The organism is Aquimarina addita, from assembly GCF_039539305.1.
In the GTDB taxonomy this organism is placed as follows: domain Bacteria; phylum Bacteroidota; class Bacteroidia; order Flavobacteriales; family Flavobacteriaceae; genus Aquimarina; species Aquimarina addita.
In genome coordinates, this window is sequence record NZ_BAABCW010000001.1 from 508,579 (window position 1) to 526,528 (window position 17,950).

Annotated in this window: 12 protein-coding genes and 1 tRNA gene; 7 read left to right on the forward strand and 6 right to left on the reverse strand. The window is 37.8% G+C overall.

Features of this window, described 5'->3' with window-relative positions:
• Positions 1-55: 55 nt before the first annotated feature.
• The gene (locus ABD816_RS02265) at positions 56-853 is read right to left on the reverse strand and encodes a carboxypeptidase-like regulatory domain-containing protein (RefSeq protein ID WP_344924338.1); all 798 of its coding nucleotides are present in this window, start codon (positions 851-853) and stop codon (positions 56-58) included.
• Positions 854-1,027: 174 nt separating this feature from the next.
• Here ABD816_RS02265 and pepE point away from each other — a divergent pair, with 174 nt between their 5' ends.
• Together pepE and ABD816_RS02275 are read left to right on the forward strand one after the other, a co-directional pair.
• The gene (pepE, locus tag ABD816_RS02270; RefSeq protein ID WP_344924339.1) at positions 1,028-1,735 is read left to right on the forward strand and encodes a dipeptidase PepE; all 708 of its coding nucleotides are present in this window, start codon (positions 1,028-1,030) and stop codon (positions 1,733-1,735) included.
• A 9-nt stretch (positions 1,736-1,744) separates the two neighbouring features.
• Positions 1,745-2,659 (forward strand): glutaminase, encoded by a 915-nt coding sequence (locus ABD816_RS02275; RefSeq protein ID WP_344924341.1) that lies wholly within the window; start codon positions 1,745-1,747, stop codon positions 2,657-2,659.
• Positions 2,660-2,692: 33 nt separating this feature from the next.
• On the opposite strand, the gene ABD816_RS02280 is transcribed toward ABD816_RS02275, so the two are convergent.
• Positions 2,693-4,177: a hypothetical protein gene (locus ABD816_RS02280; protein ID WP_344924343.1), complete on the reverse strand. Its 1,485-nt coding sequence runs from the start codon at positions 4,175-4,177 to the stop codon at positions 2,693-2,695.
• A gap of 1 nt (position 4,178) precedes the next feature.
• Positions 4,179-5,135 (reverse strand): glycosyltransferase family 2 protein, encoded by a 957-nt coding sequence (locus ABD816_RS02285; RefSeq protein WP_344924344.1) that lies wholly within the window; start codon positions 5,133-5,135, stop codon positions 4,179-4,181.
• A 414-nt stretch (positions 5,136-5,549) separates the two neighbouring features.
• On the opposite strand from ABD816_RS02285, the gene ABD816_RS02290 reads away from it, so the two are divergent.
• Both ABD816_RS02290 and ABD816_RS02295 read left to right on the forward strand, forming a co-directional pair.
• Positions 5,550-7,517, forward strand: coding sequence for a tetratricopeptide repeat protein (locus ABD816_RS02290; protein ID WP_344924346.1), 1,968 nt, complete (start codon positions 5,550-5,552; stop codon positions 7,515-7,517).
• Between the two features lie 24 nt (positions 7,518-7,541).
• Complete coding sequence (locus tag ABD816_RS02295; RefSeq protein ID WP_344924347.1) at positions 7,542-8,642, forward strand: glycosyltransferase family 2 protein; 1,101 nt, start codon at positions 7,542-7,544, stop codon at positions 8,640-8,642.
• 37 nt (positions 8,643-8,679) lie between these two features.
• On the opposite strand, the gene ABD816_RS02300 is transcribed toward ABD816_RS02295, so the two are convergent.
• The 3 genes from ABD816_RS02300 to ABD816_RS02310 form a co-directional block, all read right to left on the reverse strand.
• Positions 8,680-9,600, reverse strand: a complete 921-nt coding sequence (locus tag ABD816_RS02300) for a lysylphosphatidylglycerol synthase transmembrane domain-containing protein (protein ID WP_344924349.1) — start codon at positions 9,598-9,600, stop codon at positions 8,680-8,682.
• A gap of 63 nt (positions 9,601-9,663) precedes the next feature.
• The gene (locus ABD816_RS02305; RefSeq protein WP_344924350.1) at positions 9,664-10,377 is read right to left on the reverse strand and encodes a class I SAM-dependent methyltransferase; all 714 of its coding nucleotides are present in this window, start codon (positions 10,375-10,377) and stop codon (positions 9,664-9,666) included.
• Between the two features lie 202 nt (positions 10,378-10,579).
• Positions 10,580-10,652: transfer RNA gene (locus ABD816_RS02310), tRNA-Gly, on the reverse strand.
• Positions 10,653-11,510: 858 nt separating this feature from the next.
• Between ABD816_RS02310 and ABD816_RS02315 the strand changes: the two genes are divergently transcribed.
• The 3 genes from ABD816_RS02315 (at position 11,511) to ABD816_RS02325 (ending at position 17,929) form a co-directional block, all read left to right on the forward strand.
• The gene (locus ABD816_RS02315; RefSeq protein WP_344924352.1) at positions 11,511-13,433 is read left to right on the forward strand and encodes a hypothetical protein; all 1,923 of its coding nucleotides are present in this window, start codon (positions 11,511-11,513) and stop codon (positions 13,431-13,433) included.
• 75 nt (positions 13,434-13,508) lie between these two features.
• A complete protein-coding gene (locus ABD816_RS02320) occupies positions 13,509-17,024 on the forward strand; it encodes a hypothetical protein (protein ID WP_344924354.1) in 3,516 nt (1,171 codons plus the stop codon).
• 110 nt (positions 17,025-17,134) lie between these two features.
• A complete protein-coding gene (locus tag ABD816_RS02325) occupies positions 17,135-17,929 on the forward strand; it encodes a hypothetical protein (protein ID WP_344924355.1) in 795 nt (264 codons plus the stop codon).
• Positions 17,930-17,950 lie beyond the last annotated feature (21 nt).

Below are 17,950 nucleotides of genomic sequence, written 5' to 3' on the forward strand. Positions count from 1 at the left end.
ATCGTCTTTTTAATCAAAGACGATTTTACAAAAAGATTGTTACGTATTTATATGTTTATTTACGCTCTTTATACAATTTACTTTGAGAAACCAGAAACTCAATTAGATCCAGTTCTTTACCTTCCTGTAAATATGATGTATCTAATCCATTATCTTCTGCAAAAAATATAAAATCATTAATTTGATTCATTTCTAAATCCAGATTTTTTCTAAAAAACTGATCATCATACATCTTACGCACTTTCTCATCAACATTCGCAATTGTACCAGCATTATTCTTTGAATTTTTATTCTCTAAAACTGCTTTGAAAAGGTTTACAAAATTAACACCATTTATCATACCTCTATCCTGAACTCCGATTGCGTTATTATGTACGTTAGAAAATTGATCGGGCGTCCAGTCATAACTAGCGTCATTAATTCTTGATTTTGTTAACAGTTCAACTTCTTCCAATCCACCTTTGACTATATTAATCTTCTTAACATCAACTGAGACATTACCTAAAAGATCGTAGGGGGTAACAACAACCTCTTCTAATAAATTCACTGATTCATTTAAAAAAATAGTTAGTTTTTTAGAATCTATAATACCTTTATTAACTAATACTGTAAATTTTTGATATTGCATGGATACTACCTCTATTTTATCATTAATACCGACATGAATATTAAATATTCCATTTTGATCAGTAATAGTACCCTTATTCGTACTACGATTATACACTACAACACCTTCTACAACATCTCCCACAGGAGCACTAATTTTACCTTCTATAGGAATTCTAGAAGTAATTTGCGCAAAAGAAAAAGTTGTAATGAAACAAATAAAAACTAACGATAATTTCATTTTCATAGTAAAATCATTAAAAATAGGTTATACATAAATATCAATTTTTCACTTACTAATTATAAAGCCTGAGATATAACACAAGGTGCTATTATACCCTATTAAGGTACTATATTTTTTCAATATGCTTTGAAGATTTTTATATAAGAAAACGTTAAACTAACTTTACCTAAAAAAATTATGCCAAATTGTATTATAGCAAGTACTTCTACTATTTATGGAGACGAGCCCTTAGCATATCTCAAAGAAGCTCTTGACAAGCTCTTTATTAATTGTAATGAAATTTTATTCATTCCATATGCACGTCCTGGAGGAATATCCCATGATGAATACACCGCATACATACATAATATTTTTAAGAAGAGTAATAAAAAAGTAGTTGGTCTGCATTCATTTTCTAATGCTCAAGAGGCAATTAGCAAAGCAGAAGGTATTTTTACCGGAGGAGGAAACACCTTTGTTTTAGTTGATCAATTACATCGTAACCAATTGATAGAACCACTTAAAGACAAGATAAAAGCTGGTATTCCATATTTAGGAACAAGCGCTGGCAGTAATATATGCGGTCTTACGATGCAGACCACTAATGATATGCCTATTGTATACCCTTCTAGTTTCAAAACATTAGGAATTGTACCCTTTAATATCAATCCACACTATATTGACCCTGATCCAGATTCTAAACATAAAGGAGAAACCCGGGAAACAAGAATAAAAGAATTCCATACATTAAATTCTCCCTCTGTTGTGGGCTTACGTGAAGGGAGCTGGTTAAGAGTAGACGGTACGAATATATTTCTAAGAGGAGGGCTTCAAGCAAGAATTTTTGAAAAAGGTAAAAAACCTTATGAAATGGCCACAGGTAGCTCTTTAGCTAAACTAATTTAACAAGACAAGATGGATTATCAAACTATATTAAATAAAATTCAGACTACTTTATTAAGTGTAAATAATACAGGAAAAGTAGCCACCTATATCCCAGAATTAGAATCTATTGATCCTAAAAAATTTGGAATGCATTTGTATTGCAATAATGCCGGACATTATAGTGTAGGAGATCATCAGGAACGGTTTTCAATTCAAAGTATTTCTAAAGTTTTTGCATTAACTCTCACGCTGTCAAAATTAGATTACAATGATTTTTTCAAACGTGTGGATTTTGAACCTTCGGGAGATCCATTCAATTCTCTTGTTCAATTAGAACATGAAAATGGGAGACCCAGAAACCCATTTATTAATGCCGGAGCATTGGTTATTTCAGATTTACTGATTTCTCATCTGGATAAACCAAAAGAAGATTTTCTAACTCTTATACACACTATTACTGGCGATAAGACGATAAATTTCAATAAGAAAGTATATGCTTCTGAGAAAAAATGGAGTTATCGTAATGCTTCTTTACTTAATTTGATGAAATCTTTTGATAATATTCATAATGATCTGGAGGAAGTCCTTGATTTCTACATATATCAATGTGCAATCGAAATGTCTTGTAAAGAACTCGCTACAGCTTTTATGATCTATGCAAATAGAGGTAAAACCTTAGATAACATAGAAATTATATCTCCCGAAAAAACAAAGCGTATCAATGCGATTATGCAAACTTGTGGATTCTATGATGAGGCAGGAGAATTTAGTTTTAAAGTCGGATTACCCGGCAAAAGTGGCGTAGGTGGAGGTATTGCAGCCATTCACCCTGGACAATATGCTGTTACAGTATGGAGCCCTCCGCTAAATCCTAAAGGAAATTCAGAATTAGGAATGCTAGCATTAGAAAAATTAACAACATTAACGGGGTACTCTATTTTTTAATTTTCATTATAAATCTATATTTGAATATAAAAACTAAGTTATTACCTCCTTGTTACTCTTATTATTTTTAACCTTAAAATATTGATAAGCCTGAATAACTATAATCGTCAAAACAAAATAAACAAATAAAGAATTATAAGTACTCCCTTTTCCTGAATGCACAATAATAGAAGTAGCAGATAGAGGAAGAGAAACTACAATTAATTTAATCCAATCCCAATATTTTCTTCGGATTAGAAAATAAGCTAATGGAAATAATAACCAACCCAGGTAGGGCACTGGAATTGTTCTGGTCATTGTTCTTATAACTCTTTTACATAGAATTTCCATATACCACACCGGGTCATTTTTAATATCAGATAACACTTTTTCCTTCATTATCACCTCATAATTAGGCAATTCTTCAGGTTTTTTATAATATAATCCAGCTTCGTCATAATAATCATCAGTATGATACCGTCCAGAATATTTTATATTCATACCATATTTTTTATTCAAAATTGGTATCGCATATTGGTATGCTTTTAGATCATTCCATTCATATCCATATTTAGTATCAAAATCTCCCAATCCGCAAAACATGGGATGCCAAAAATTATGTCCGCTGATTTTTGCTCCAGAATATACATGTCCTTTATGGGAACTAACTAAATGACTTGTTTTTTCAAACTTCATAGCGAAGTGATTTCTAATATATTTTTTGCTAGAATTGAAGAAAAATATAATGGTAAGTATCAATACAATTTTTGGAACTATTTTTATGGTTTTTGACAGTATATAAAGTAAGAGTAAAGACACAATAACTATAGAAATCTCATTTCTGAATTCACTAAAGAAACCTAATATACCTCCTGAAAAAGCAGCTATAAAAATAGTTTTAAAATAATTTAATGTTGGCAGAAATAAAACTTGCACGTTTAACCCCAGTATTATAAAAAACGCTGATGCCATAAGCGCAAATATATTCTCCCTGGAGTATATTTCATATAGAAAAAAGGGAGTGCAACTAATTAAAACTAATAAAACAAACCCGAACAAAGGCTTCTTTATATTCCAAAATCCAAAATAAAGAACCAATAAACTAATGGTAAAAATTAACACATTAAATAGACGAATTGACGGGTTTTCTGGTGAACCTTTTAGATATGCGTTAGGAAGATATGCTAGAATTCTGGCACTTTCTCCTAACCTGGACCAATGCGTATATTCCATAATCAAATCCTTACCTCTATTGTTAATTTCATTGATTGCTCCTTCCTTTGAATAAGTGAGATCATTATGTATAGTAGCTAAAGGAAAATCACCAGTATAATAGTAGAAATAAGCAAATTTATAAGCTCTGTTATGTGAAAAACCAGAAGCATCAAGTCGTGTCTGTTTAGGCTGATAAGGATCAGAATCAGAAGACACATAACGTCCTAAACTTGACAAAATAACAAGCACTACTATGAGACCTAACCCTTTCTTACTTTGTAAAAAAACATCAAACTTATGAACTAACTTGATTATTTTATGCATACTAATCATTCTTTTGTTTAATGATATAAATAGGTCTTTTCCTTATTTCCTGTATAATTTTCTCAAAATAGAGTGACAAAATAGATAATGTTATAAATAAAATAGAAAAAGAAGCAGACATAAAAATTATAATCGTGTTGTAGCCGGAAGGTGCCTCGCTTCCGTATAAATAAGTATAAGTTGTATATCCAATCATACCTGTAGTAAATAATACAAATAGAATTGACAAGAATATACTAATCCTTAATGGTTTATTCGAAAACGAAAAGATGGCATTAATAGATAACTTAAGAAGGCTTAAGTATGAATAATGACTTTCACCATATAATCTTGCTGGTGCGGTAAATGTTATTATTTTTTTTGAAAAACCTACTGATTGTATAAACCCTCTTATAAATCGACTTTGATCACGAAAATTAGACTTAAGTATCCCTTTTATCTGTTTAGAAATCAAAAAGAAATCCGTTGAATTTTCTTCAAATTTTATTGCTGACAATGCATTAATCATTCGATAAAAAAAGGCAGAAAATTTTTGCTTTAAAAAGCTATTATCTTCTCTAAGCAATCGTTGCATCAATACAATATCATTTCCTTCATTATACAATGTTATCATTTTAGGTATTTCTTCTGGAGGGTGCTGCCCATCAGAATCTATACAAATAATTGCATTACCAGACGCATGATCTATACCCGCTATCATAGCCGATTCGTGACCAAAGTTTTTAGAAAACTCGATAGATACCATATCTACGTTATCAAAAACAGATTCTTTACGTATTTGATCAATAACTTCCTGAGTTCCATCAGTGCTGCCATCATTAACCCAAATAAGTTCAAAATGTACATGCTTCTCCTTATTCAAGACTTCTTTCAGAGAGTTCCAGAAATGATGTACCCCTTCAATTTCATTAAATAAGGATACAACTATAGACACATATGTCTGTTTCGTATTGGGCATTTAAAAAAAATTGTTTTTAATTCTAATTGATTCTATAAAATTACAAATATTCACTTTTTTTTCTTTAATCAGATCTTTCTTATGCGTACTAAAAAAACAAGACCCTTGATTCCCAAATATAAAGTAATTCATCTCGATTTATGACTCTTTCTTATTAGTTTTCATTTGTAATGCTTTTAGAATTTTAAATCAAAAAAAGAAAATTAATATTTTTAAGTAAACGCTTCCAAAATTAAAAAACAAGATTTATAGAAGTAAGCATTCTTTTTACGCACAAAAAATTTATCACTCACATTACTAAAAACAACATAAAACTAGTATATTTATTCAATATTTTTTTGGTAAAAAAGATGATTTAATGTAAGCCTTTGTAATAAGAGATCTTGTATATACCAGAATTTTTTTAAAAGATACATGCTAACTAAATTTACTTCCCAAAAATTAGAACTCAAAATACTAATCGCAATATTAGTAGTTACAAGCTTGGTATACCTTAACCATTTTGACAATCCATTCTTCTTTGATGACGTTCATACCATTACTCAAAATGAATCCATAAGAAGTTTAGATAACTGGATCAGTTTTTTTACAAATGCAGATACTTTTAGTTCATTACCTGCAAATAGAGCATACCGCCCTATGATCACTTTTATGAATGCGATTGACTATGCTATTGCCGGAGATTTAAACCCTTATTACTATCATTATCACATATTTTTTTGGTTTTTAGTGCTTATCGTACTAGTATATATACTAAGCAAGCATCTGTATAGATTATCACTTCCAGAATATAACTGGATAGGAATGACAGCACTTTTTGCTACAGCTTGGTTCGCACTCCATACTGCGAATGCAGAAACCATAAATTATATCTGTGCCAGATCCGACTCTTTTTCTACACTATGTATTGTGTCATCCTTATTACTGTATATTCATCCTTTCGGAAAAAAATGGCATTTATATATTATCACCATGGTTATAGGTATTTGGACTAAACAAACTGGGGTCATGTTTGTACCGATACTAGTAATTTACATCCTACTTTTTGAAGAACACTCCCTCATAACCAATTATAAAACAGATACTAAAAAGAAAATAATCCACGTGGTAAAAAAAGTGGCACCAGCAATGATTATTGCGTCTTTTCTATTCATTTTTAATCAGTATTATCTGACCCCTAAGACTACAGACTCTACTAACTTTACAGTAACACGATTCGAATATATCAGCACACAATGGTATGTGATTATGCATTATTTAGGAAACTTCATTCTTCCTATAAATCTAAGCGCAGATCCGGATATCGCCATTATAAAGCCGTGGTACGACCTAAAAATAATTTCTGGTCTTTTAATAATTTTAGGGATGTTATTTTTAATGGTAAAATCTGCGTTGAAAGAAAAATTAAGACCTATAGCTTTTGGAATTGCCTGGTTCTTTATTGCCTTATTACCCACCACATTGAACCCTCTATTTCAAATAGCAAATGATCACCGTATGTTCTTTCCTTTTATTGGTTTATTTATAGCGGTTCCATGGGGTATTTCTCTCTTATTAAAAGAAACCAGAATCATTAATAAAAGTAAAAGCCAGAAAACTAATATTATCATACTATCGGCTCTTTTGCTTATAGGACACGCATATGGCACTATTCAAAGAAATAAAACATGGAACTCCGAAGACTCTTTATGGCTGGATGTTGTTGTAAAAAGTCCGAAGAATGGAAGAGGGCTCATGAATTATGGATTAACACATATGGCTAAAGGAAATTATGATACAGCTTTAGACTACTTCAACAGAGCATTAGAGTTTGCTCCAAATTACTACACGTTACATATTAATTTAGCAATTTTATATGGAGCAACTCAAAACCACTCAAAAGCGGAAGAATATTTTAAATCCGCTATAAATTTAAATTCGAATTCTCCATCTCCCGAATATTATTATGGGAGATATCTTTCTAAACAAAAAAAATATCAGGAAGCAGAAAAACATTTAAAAAAAGCATTAAAAAACAGTCCTAATCACATACAATCAAAGCAACTTTTAGCTAACATTTCAAATTTGCTAGTGAATTCAGAAAAAGAAATAAAAGATTTAGAAGAAAAAGCTAAAAATGAGCCTAGTTTAGATATATTACTTAATTTGAGTTTAAAATATTATCAAAATAAAGAATATCAAATGGTGATTAATACTAGTAAGAAATTATTAAAATCACATCCTACTTCTTCTGTTGCGTTTAATAATATGTGTGCAGCATATAATCAATTAAGAGAATGGGAATTAGGTGCCAAAGCTTGTGAAAAAGCTTTAGAAATAAATCCTGATTATCAACTAGCCCGTAACAACTTGAAATGGGCAACAGATAATATCAAAAAATAATTAAGCTTATAAAAAAACATTTACATGCTCAATAATAAAACAATAGCAGTAGTTGTACCTTGTTATAATGAAGCGCTACAAATCAGTATGGTATTAGATAGTATGCCATCATATGTCGATCGCATTGTAGTGGTAGATGATGCTTCTAAAGATGACACCACAGGAGCAGTTATGAATTATTTAGGAGAAAACACATCTCCTTTGAAATTAACATCTGCTTTTGATCAGAAAATTATTCCAAATATATATAATCGAGCAGATATCGAGGTTCGACAAAAAAGCATTGATGAAATCAAAAAATTCACTCCATCAGAAGTTATAAACAAAGATGCCAGTCAGGATAGAATTATAATGATCAAACATTTAGAAAATGGTGGGGTTGGTGCAGCAATTGCAACAGGCTATAAATGGTGTAAAGATTATAATATAGATTGTACCGCGGTTATGGCAGGTGACGGGCAAATGGATCCTGCAGAACTTGATTCAATATGCAGACCTGTAGTAGAAGAAGGTATCGACTATGTAAAAGGGAATCGATTGATCCACAAAAGTGCCTGGGTAATTATACCGCGAGTGCGTTTTTTAGGAAACTCAATCTTAAGTATACTTACAAAAATAGCATCAGGCTATTGGGGTGTCTCTGATACTCAGAGCGGGTATACAGCGATTTCTAATAATGCACTAAATTCTGTACCCCTATATGATATTTATAAAAGATATGGGATGCCTAATGACTTATTGGTAAAACTAAACATCGCATTTTGTACAATAAGAGAAGTTAAAATAAAACCAATATATGGTGTTGGAGAAAAATCCAAGTTAAATATTATAAAGGTTTCTTTACCAATACTATTTTTGTTGATTCGTTGTTTTTTCAATAGATTACAAACAAAGTATTTATACAGAAGCTTTCATCCGCTTTATCTGTTATACTGGTCTGCTTTTATTATAGGCAGCATCAACATCTATTTTTTATATGAACTAATTATCAACTTTTTTACGCCAAATTCTAAAACTCCAACAGATTACTTAATCATTTTTATTTTCTTGACAATCTCCGGATTTCAATCACTTCTATTTGCAATGTGGATGGATATTCAGGATAATGAAAGACTTGCAAAATAATCACAACGCTATTTTAAAATAGTCCTCTATTAAATCTTTATCTCATGGATTTAAGATCTTCTAATCGTATGGGAGAAAGGTAAAACCAAATAGCTCCGGGAATAAAAGAAATAAGTTGCACAAAAAATACAATTAATGATAATGCAATAGCATCTTCTGAGGGAAGATTATACAATTGAAAAATAAGAACAAGTGACGTTTCTCGTACTCCAATTCCCAAAATCGTAATCGGTAAAAGGGTCAGTATCCCTATTATAAAAGCTCCTAAAAACAAACCTATATGACTTATTTCTAATCTCATAACCCAAGCTAAATAGTTAAGCACACCATACATCAAAATCATACTCATACAGGTAATTGTGAATGCTTTTATGCTTTTACACACCCCTAAATCATGTGAATTAAATGCTATAAACCAAGGCTTTATTATATTTATTATTTTTTTTCTAAATAAGAAAAATGAAAATAGAAGCAATACTAATCCTAATATCCAAATAAAGATTGTATTATAATTGGTTGGAAACTTTAAAATCTCAAAAACAACCTGATAATACAAAAAAGCAAATAAACTAAACAAGAGGAGACATATTAAATCAAAAACACGATCCATTAAAAGACTTGCTAAACCTATTTTTTGATTAGGCACTTTATCTTTGATATAAAGTAATCGTCCAAAATCACCTAATTTACCTGGAGTTATATTAGCCAAAAAAAGTCCTATAAAAAATATTTTAAAGGCTTGATACCTTCCTAAAGGTATATCATAAGATCTAGAAATAATTCTCCATCTACTACTTTTTAAATAAAAGGCTATCCATAAAATAAGTACTGATATCAGAATATGAACAAAAGGAACTTTTTGTATTGATTGCAAGGTACTCTCCCATCCTATCTTATAAATAAGAATAGAAAAAAGGATTAAACCAAAAAACTTTATCCAAAAACTAAGACGTTTCAATAAGTTGACTATTTTAACAAAAGTAATCCCTAATAACTTTTTTAATAAAGCTATTAGACTATTTTAAATCATTTTTTCTTTTTGCATATCACCTATAAAAACCAAATCTCCATGAATTTTTTCACAACTATAAAATTTCATTTTCATTTCCTGCTCTAACATCCATTTGTATGGAAAAAACCGAACATGCTCGTCCAATGTATAATAATACGCCCGTTGACAAGGTACCACAACACATAATGTTTTTCTTGTTATACGTTTAAGTTCCTTAACCGCCTTTTCAAAATCAATAACATGCTCTAAAGTATGAGTCGCCATAACAACATCAAAAGAATTATCCTTGAAAGGTAGGTTTTCAATATTAGCTTGATAATAATCACTGTGATCAAAACTCTTACCTCCAATAATATCACACCCTGTAGTCTGAAAACCTTTTTTACTAGCATATTCCAACAAAAATCCATTACCACAACCAACGTCTATAAATGTATTGTTAGAGGAAATAATGTTATCGAATACATAATCCATACATTGTTTAGACATATCAGTAACCCTGCTATTAGAAAAACGTGTGTCTCTATTTGTATAAAAATCAGAAAATTCTTGCTCTTTCCACTTATAAATAGTTGATTTTAGATTCATGACTGTTTTAATATTCTTTCCCTTATACGCATAGTAATAAAAAGGATACATGAAAAACTTAGAGTCTCTTATGGCAGGCGGTAACCATTCATCCATAAAATACCTAATCACATTTGTAAAACTTCTGCTATTCATAAATTTAAAAGACTAAAAAATTAACAAACTAATGTACATATTACAAAACATTTTTATTTAAATCTTAAATATCTATCTAAAAAAGCATATTTATTTTAATACTGTATCTAATTTTTTATTCAAAAAACCATTTTTAGAGAAAAATTCAACTAAACTTTCAACATTAAATAAAAAAAGCTTCATCTTAGTGATGAAGCTTTTGAGCGGGAGACCAGGTTCGAACTGGCGACATTCAGCTTGGAAGGCTGACGCTCTACCAACTGAGCTACTCCCGCTTTTGCAGGAACAAATGTATTAGATTTATCTAGAAATAAAAATAAAAACCACTTTTTTTTGTACCAAAATCTAATGTAATTCACATAATCAACAAGTTATTAATAAATTATACAAAAAGATATTTTAAGCATTTTATCGAAAAAACAAGTACTTTGTCGAATAATTTACATATTTTTGTAGTTAAGATATTATTAATATATTAGCAATTGAACTATTTTTGAATACTATGATAAGTGTATTCACTTAAATTTCAGTAATTACTGTTTAACCCCAACTAGAAAGATATAAAACCCTTTCGTCAGGAAACATCCTACAAAATATGAAAATAAAATTACTTTTATTTATATTCATACTTTCTTCAATAACTGCTTTACAAGCCCAGGTAAAGATAGGTGACAACCCGAATCAAATTGACAACTCCTCTATATTAGAATTAGAAAGTATAGACAAAGCATTTGTGCTAACTCGTATTACCACAGTTCAGATGAATGCTATGACCCCACTAAATGGAGCTTTAATTTATAATACAGACGCCAATTGTATTTTTCAATACAATAATAACAGTTGGACGGATCTTTGTAGCGGTAATGATAATCAACAGTTATCTTTTGACCCTATTACAAATTTTCTCACACTAGAAAATGGCGGGACTCCTATAGATCTTACTTCTCTTATAAACGATCTGGATTCAGATCCGTCAAATGAGATTCAGACATTATCTCAAATTGGAAACACAATCACTCTATCTAATGGAGGTGGTAGTGTAAATGAAACGATTTCAACACTTATAGATAATGGGAATGGAACATTTACCTATACAGCAGAAGATGGTTCTACAACACTAATAGGTACCGTTGGTGCAACAGGAGCAACTGGTGCACAGGGTCCAACTGGTGCGCAAGGAGCAACAGGAATACAAGGTGAAACCGGAGCACAAGGTGAAACTGGTGCGCAAGGTGCTTCTGGAATACAAGGCGAAACCGGAGCTCAAGGAGCAACTGGAGCACAAGGAGCTACAGGAATACAAGGTTCAACTGGAGCACAAGGAGCAACTGGAGCACAGGGTGCAACTGGTGCGCAAGGAGCTACTGGAATACAAGGCGAAACCGGAGCTCAAGGAGCAACTGGTGCGCAAGGAGCAACTGGAATACAAGGTGAAACCGGAGCACAGGGCGCAACTGGTGCGCAAGGAGCTACTGGAGCACAAGGAACAACAGGAATACAAGGTGAAACCGGAGCTCAAGGTCCAACTGGTGCGCAAGGTGAAACCGGAGCACAAGGAACAACAGGAATACAAGGCGAAACCGGAGCACAGGGCGCAACTGGAATACAAGGTGAAACCGGAGCACAGGGTGCAACAGGCGCGCAAGGAGCAACTGGAATACAAGGTCCAACTGGAGCACAAGGAGCAACTGGAATACAAGGTGAAACCGGAGCACAGGGTGCCACCGGTGCACAAGGAGCTACAGGAATACAAGGTCCAACTGGAGCACAAGGAAGAACAGGAATACAAGGTGAAACCGGAGCACAGGGTGCCACCGGTGCGCAAGGAGCTACTGGAGCACAAGGAACAACAGGAATACAAGGTGAAACCGGAGCACAGGGTGCAACAGGTGCGCAAGGAACTACTGGAATACAAGGTGAAACCGGAGCACAGGGTGCCACCGGTGCACAAGGAGCAACTGGAATACAAGGTGAAACCGGAGCACAAGGTTCAACTGGAGCACAAGGAGCAACTGGTGCGCAAGGAACTACTGGAATACAAGGTGAAACCGGAGCACAGGGTGCCACCGGTGCACAAGGAGCAACTGGAATACAAGGTGAAACTGGTGCACAGGGTGAAACTGGTGCGCAAGGAGCAACTGGTGCGCAAGGAGCTACTGGAATACAAGGTCCAACTGGAGCACAAGGAGCAACAGGTGCGCAAGGAGCAACTGGAATACAAGGTGAAACCGGAGCACAAGGAGCAACAGGTGCGCAAGGTGAAACTGGAGCTCAAGGAGCTACTGGAATACAAGGTGAAACCGGTGCACAAGGTCCAACTGGTGCGCAAGGAACTACTGGAATACAAGGTGAAACTGGTGCACAGGGTGAAACTGGTGCGCAAGGAGCTACAGGAATACAAGGTGAAACCGGAGCACAAGGTCCAACTGGTGCGCAAGGAACTACTGGAATACAAGGCGAAACCGGAGCGCAAGGTCCAACTGGAGCACAAGGAACAACTGGAATACAAGGTCCAACTGGAGCACAAGGAACAACAGGAATACAAGGTGAAACCGGAGCGCAGGGTCCAACTGGAGCACAAGGAGCACAAGGAACAACAGGAATACAAGGTGAAACCGGAGCACAAGGAGCAACTGGTGCGCAAGGTGCAACTGGAGCACAAGGTGAAACTGGTGCGCAAGGTGCAACTGGAGCACAAGGTGAAACCGGAGCACAAGGAACAACAGGAATACAAGGTGAAACTGGTGCGCAAGGAGCAACAGGAATACAAGGCGAAACCGGAGCACAGGGTGCAACAGGTGCGCAAGGTGCAACTGGAATACAAGGTCCAACTGGAGCACAAGGAACAACTGGAGCACAGGGTCCAACTGGAGCACAAGGAACAACAGGAATACAAGGTGCAACTGGTGCGCAAGGAGCTACTGGAATACAAGGTGAAACTGGTGCGCAAGGAGCAACAGGAATACAAGGCGAAACCGGAGCACAGGGTGCAACAGGTGCGCAAGGTGCAACTGGAATACAAGGTCCAACTGGAGCACAAGGAACAACAGGAATAAAAGGTCCAACTGGAGCACAAGGAACAACAGGAGCACAAGGAACAACAGGAGCACAAGGAACAACAGGAGTACAAGGTGCAACTGGAATACAAGGCGAAACCGGAGTACAAGGTGAAACCGGAGCTCAAGGAGCAACTGGTGCGCAAGGAGCTACTGGAATACAAGGTGCAACTGGTGCGCAAGGAGCAACAGGAATACAAGGTGAAACCGGAGCACAAGGAACAACAGGAATACAAGGTCCAACTGGAATACAAGGTGCAACTGGTGCGCAAGGAACTACTGGAATACAAGGTGAAACCGGAGCACAGGGAACTACTGGTGCGCAAGGAACAACAGGAATACAAGGTGAAACTGGAATACAAGGTCCAACTGGAGCACAAGGAACAACAGGAATACAAGGTGAAACCGGAGCACAAGGTCAAACCGGTGCGCAAGGAGCAACTGGAGCACAAGGTCCAACTGGAGCACAAGGAACAACTGGAATACAAGGTGAAACCGGAGCACAAGGTCCAACTGGTGCGCAAGGAACAACAGGAATACAAGGTGAAACCGGAGCACAAGGTGAAACAGGAGCGCAGGGTCCAACTGGAATACAAGGTCCAACTGGAGCACAAGGTCCAACTGGTGCAACTGGTGAGCAAGGAGCAACTGGAATACAAGGTGCAACTGGAGCACAGGGTGCAACTGGTGCGCAAGGTGAAACCGGAGCACAAGGAACTACTGGTGCACAAGGAGCTACTGGAATACAAGGTGAAACCGGTGCACAGGGTGCAACAGGTGCGCAAGGAGCAACAGGAATACAAGGTGAAACCGGTGCACAGGGTGCAACAGGTGCGCAAGGAGCAACTGGAATACAAGGTGAAACCGGAGCGCAGGGTCCAACTGGTGCGCAAGGAGCAACCGGAATACAAGGTGAAACCGGAGAGCAGGGTCCAACTGGTGCGCAAGGAACAACAGGAATACAAGGTGAAACCGGAGCACAGGGCGCAACTGGTGCGCAAGGAGCTACTGGAGCACAAGGTGAAACCGGAGCACAAGGAACAACAGGAATACAAGGCGAAACTGGAGCACAGGGTGCAACAGGTGCGCAAGGAGCAACTGGAATACAAGGTCCAACTGGAGCACAAGGAGCACAGGGTGCAACAGGTGCGCAAGGAGCAACTGGAATACAAGGTGAAACCGGAGCACAAGGAGCAACAGGTGCGCAAGGAGCTACTGGAGCACAAGGAACAACAGGAATACAAGGTGAAACCGGAGCACAGGGCGCAACTGGTGCGCAAGGAGCAACTGGAATACAAGGTGAAACCGGAGCACAGGGCGCAACTGGTGCGCAAGGAGCAACTGGAATACAAGGTGAAACCGGAGCACAGGGTGCAACTGGTGCGCAAGGAACTACTGGAATACAAGGCGAAACCGGAGCTCAAGGAGCAACTGGTGCGCAAGGTGCTACTGGAATACAAGGCGAAACCGGAGCTCAAGGAGCAACTGGAGCTACAGGAATACAAGGTCCAACTGGAGCACAAGGAACAACAGGAGTACAAGGTGAAACCGGTGCGCAAGGAGCTACTGGAATACAAGGTGAAACCGGTGCGCAAGGAGCTACTGGAGCACAAGGTGAAACCGGAGCACAAGGAACTACTGGAATACAAGGTGAAACCGGAGCACAGGGTGCAACCGGTGCACAAGGAGCAACAGGAATACAAGGTCCAACTGGAGCACAAGGAGCAACAGGAATACAAGGTGAAACCGGAGCACAAGGTCCAACTGGTGCGCAAGGAGCAACTGGAATACAAGGTCCAACTGGAGCACAAGGAGCAACAGGCGCGCAAGGAGCAACTGGAATACAAGGTCCAACTGGAGCACAAGGAGCAACTGGAGCACAAGGAACAACAGGAATACAAGGTGAAACTGGAGCTCAAGGAGCAACTGGTGCGCAAGGTCCAACTGGAGCACAAGGAACAACAGGAATACAAGGTGAAACTGGAGCACAGGGTGCAACAGGTGCGCAAGGAACTACTGGAATACAAGGTGAAACCGGAGCACAAGGTCCAACTGGTGCGCAAGGAACTACTGGAATACAAGGTGAAACCGGAGCGCAGGGTGCAACAGGTGCGCAAGGTGCAACAGGAATACAAGGTCCAACCGGAGCACAAGGAACTATTGGAATACAAGGCGAAACCGGAGCGCAGGGTCCAACTGGTGCTCAAGGAGCAACCGGAATACAAGGTGAAACCGGAGCACAAGGAACAACAGGAATACAAGGTGAAACCGGAGCGCAGGGTCCAACTGGTGCGCAAGGAACTACTGGAATACAAGGTGAAACCGGAGCACAGGGAACTACTGGAGCGCAAGGAGCAACTGGAATACAAGGTGAAACCGGTGCACAGGGTGCGACTGGTGCGCAAGGAACAACAGGAATACAAGGTCCAACCGGAGCACAAGGAACAACTGGTGCGCAAGGAGCAACAGGAATACAAGGTCCAACTGGAGCACAAGGAACAACAGGAATACAAGGTGAAACCGGAGCGCAGGGTCCAACTGGTGCGCAAGGAGCAACCGGAATACAAGGTGAAACCGGAGCGCAGGGTCCAACTGGTACGCAAGGCGAAACTGGAGCACAGGGTGCAACAGGTGCGCAAGGAGCTACTGGAGCACAAGGAACTACTGGAATACAAGGTGAAACCGGAGCACAGGGTGCAACCGGTGCACAAGGAGCTACAGGAATACAAGGTCCAACTGGAGCACAAGGAACAACAGGAGTACAAGGTGAAACCGGAGCGCAAGGAGCTACTGGAATACAAGGTCCAACTGGAGCACAAGGAACAACAGGAATACAAGGTGAAACCGGAGCACAGGGCGCAACTGGTGCGCAAGGCGAAACCGGAGCACAAGGAACAACAGGAATACAAGGTGAAACCGGAGCTCAAGGAGCAACTGGAATACAAGGTCCAACCGGTGCACAAGGTCCAACTGGAGCACAAGGAGCAACTGGAATACAAGGTCCAACTGGAGCACAAGGAACAACAGGAATACAAGGTGCAACTGGTGCGCAAGGAGCTACTGGAATACAAGGTGAAACCGGAGCTCAAGGAGCAACTGGAATACAAGGTGAAACCGGTGCACAAGGAACAACAGGAATACAAGGTGCAACTGGTGCGCAAGGAGCTACTGGAATACAAGGTGAAACCGGAGCTCAAGGAGCAACTGGAGCACAAGGTGAAACTGGTGCGCAAGGAGCTACAGGAATACAAGGTGAAACCGGAGCACAGGGCGCAACTGGTTCGCAAGGAGCAACTGGTGCGCAAGGAGCAACTGGAGCGCAAGGTGAAACCGGTGCACAGGGTGCAACAGGTGCGCAAGGAGCAACTGGAATACAAGGTGAAACCGGTGCACAGGGTGAAACCGGAGCACAAGGAGCAACTGGAATACAGGGTCCAACTGGTGCGCAAGGAACAACAGGAATACAAGGCGAAACTGGAGCACAGGGTGCAACTGGTGCGCAAGGAACTACTGGAATACAAGGTGAAACCGGTGCACAAGGTCCAACTGGTGCGCAAGGAGCTACTGGAGTTGGAATACCACAAACATTAAGTATCAACGATCATGACATTACCCTGTCTGATGGAGGAGGAACAGTTACTGTACCTGATGATACTATTTATAATACAGACGGAACTTTAACAGGTGAACGTACTATGACTATGGGAAGCTTCCTTATGAATTTTGATTCTGGAGCAGATAGTCGATCTACTCTTACTTTACAAAGAACTAATAATAACAACGAAATTGGGATCGGTTTCCAAAATTCAGGTACATTTTATGATGCAGCTATCGCTTTAGGTGCAGGTAGCTCTGTTGGAGGACTAGACTTCTATTCCGGAGGTAATGAAGCTACTACTGCCACGCTTACTAAGACACTTTCGTTACAGAACAACAATCAAATTGAATTCTCGCAGTATGGATCTGATACCTTTTTAAATAATAGTCCTTTTAGGATTTTAGGAGTAGAAACAGACGGCGATGTTGTAGAAGTTGATCCATCTACTTTTGGAACAGATGATCAAAATGCTCAAGAAGTACCTTTAGTAACTGATGTAGACGTAGATGAAGGAGGTGTTGCATCTCCAACATTAGAAACGACGGTAGAAGAAGTTGTACAAGCAATAGCACCTATAACATCTAAGGCGGCCAGAGTATTTTATCCTCCTTCGATTGAAGTAGATGCCTCTACAAACGGTACATTTACAATAAATCTCTATGATCAATATACAGCACAATTTAGCAGTCCTGTAGCATCATCAGTTGATGGAGGAGTTACGGCACCACCTATCCCTGTATACGGAGTTACTGACTTATACTATTATGTTACCTTTGCTGATCCTTCTGTTTTTGGAGCAATTAGTATTAATGGTACTACAGGCGTTATGACATATACTATAGTAGGACAACCGGTGGATTATAATACTTTGATTAATGTAGTTTTTGTTGTTAAGTAATTCTCTAAGACCTTTATTAAT

Bases quoted from the DNA above. Each gene is read 5' to 3' on its own strand.
- ABD816_RS02265 (WP_344924338.1), bottom strand. From the start codon at position 853: ATGAAAATGAAATTATCGTTAGTTTTTATTTGTTTCATTACAACTTTT.
- pepE (WP_344924339.1), top strand. From the start codon at position 1,028: ATGCCAAATTGTATTATAGCAAGTACTTCTACTATTTATGGAGACGAG.
- ABD816_RS02275 (WP_344924341.1), top strand. From the start codon at position 1,745: ATGGATTATCAAACTATATTAAATAAAATTCAGACTACTTTATTAAGT.
- ABD816_RS02280 (WP_344924343.1), bottom strand. From the start codon at position 4,177: ATGCATAAAATAATCAAGTTAGTTCATAAGTTTGATGTTTTTTTACAA.
- ABD816_RS02285 (WP_344924344.1), bottom strand. From the start codon at position 5,135: ATGCCCAATACGAAACAGACATATGTGTCTATAGTTGTATCCTTATTT.
- ABD816_RS02290 (WP_344924346.1), top strand. From the start codon at position 5,550: ATGCTAACTAAATTTACTTCCCAAAAATTAGAACTCAAAATACTAATC.
- ABD816_RS02295 (WP_344924347.1), top strand. From the start codon at position 7,542: ATGCTCAATAATAAAACAATAGCAGTAGTTGTACCTTGTTATAATGAA.
- ABD816_RS02305 (WP_344924350.1), bottom strand. From the start codon at position 10,377: ATGAATAGCAGAAGTTTTACAAATGTGATTAGGTATTTTATGGATGAA.
- ABD816_RS02325 (WP_344924355.1), top strand. From the start codon at position 17,135: ATGGGAAGCTTCCTTATGAATTTTGATTCTGGAGCAGATAGTCGATCT.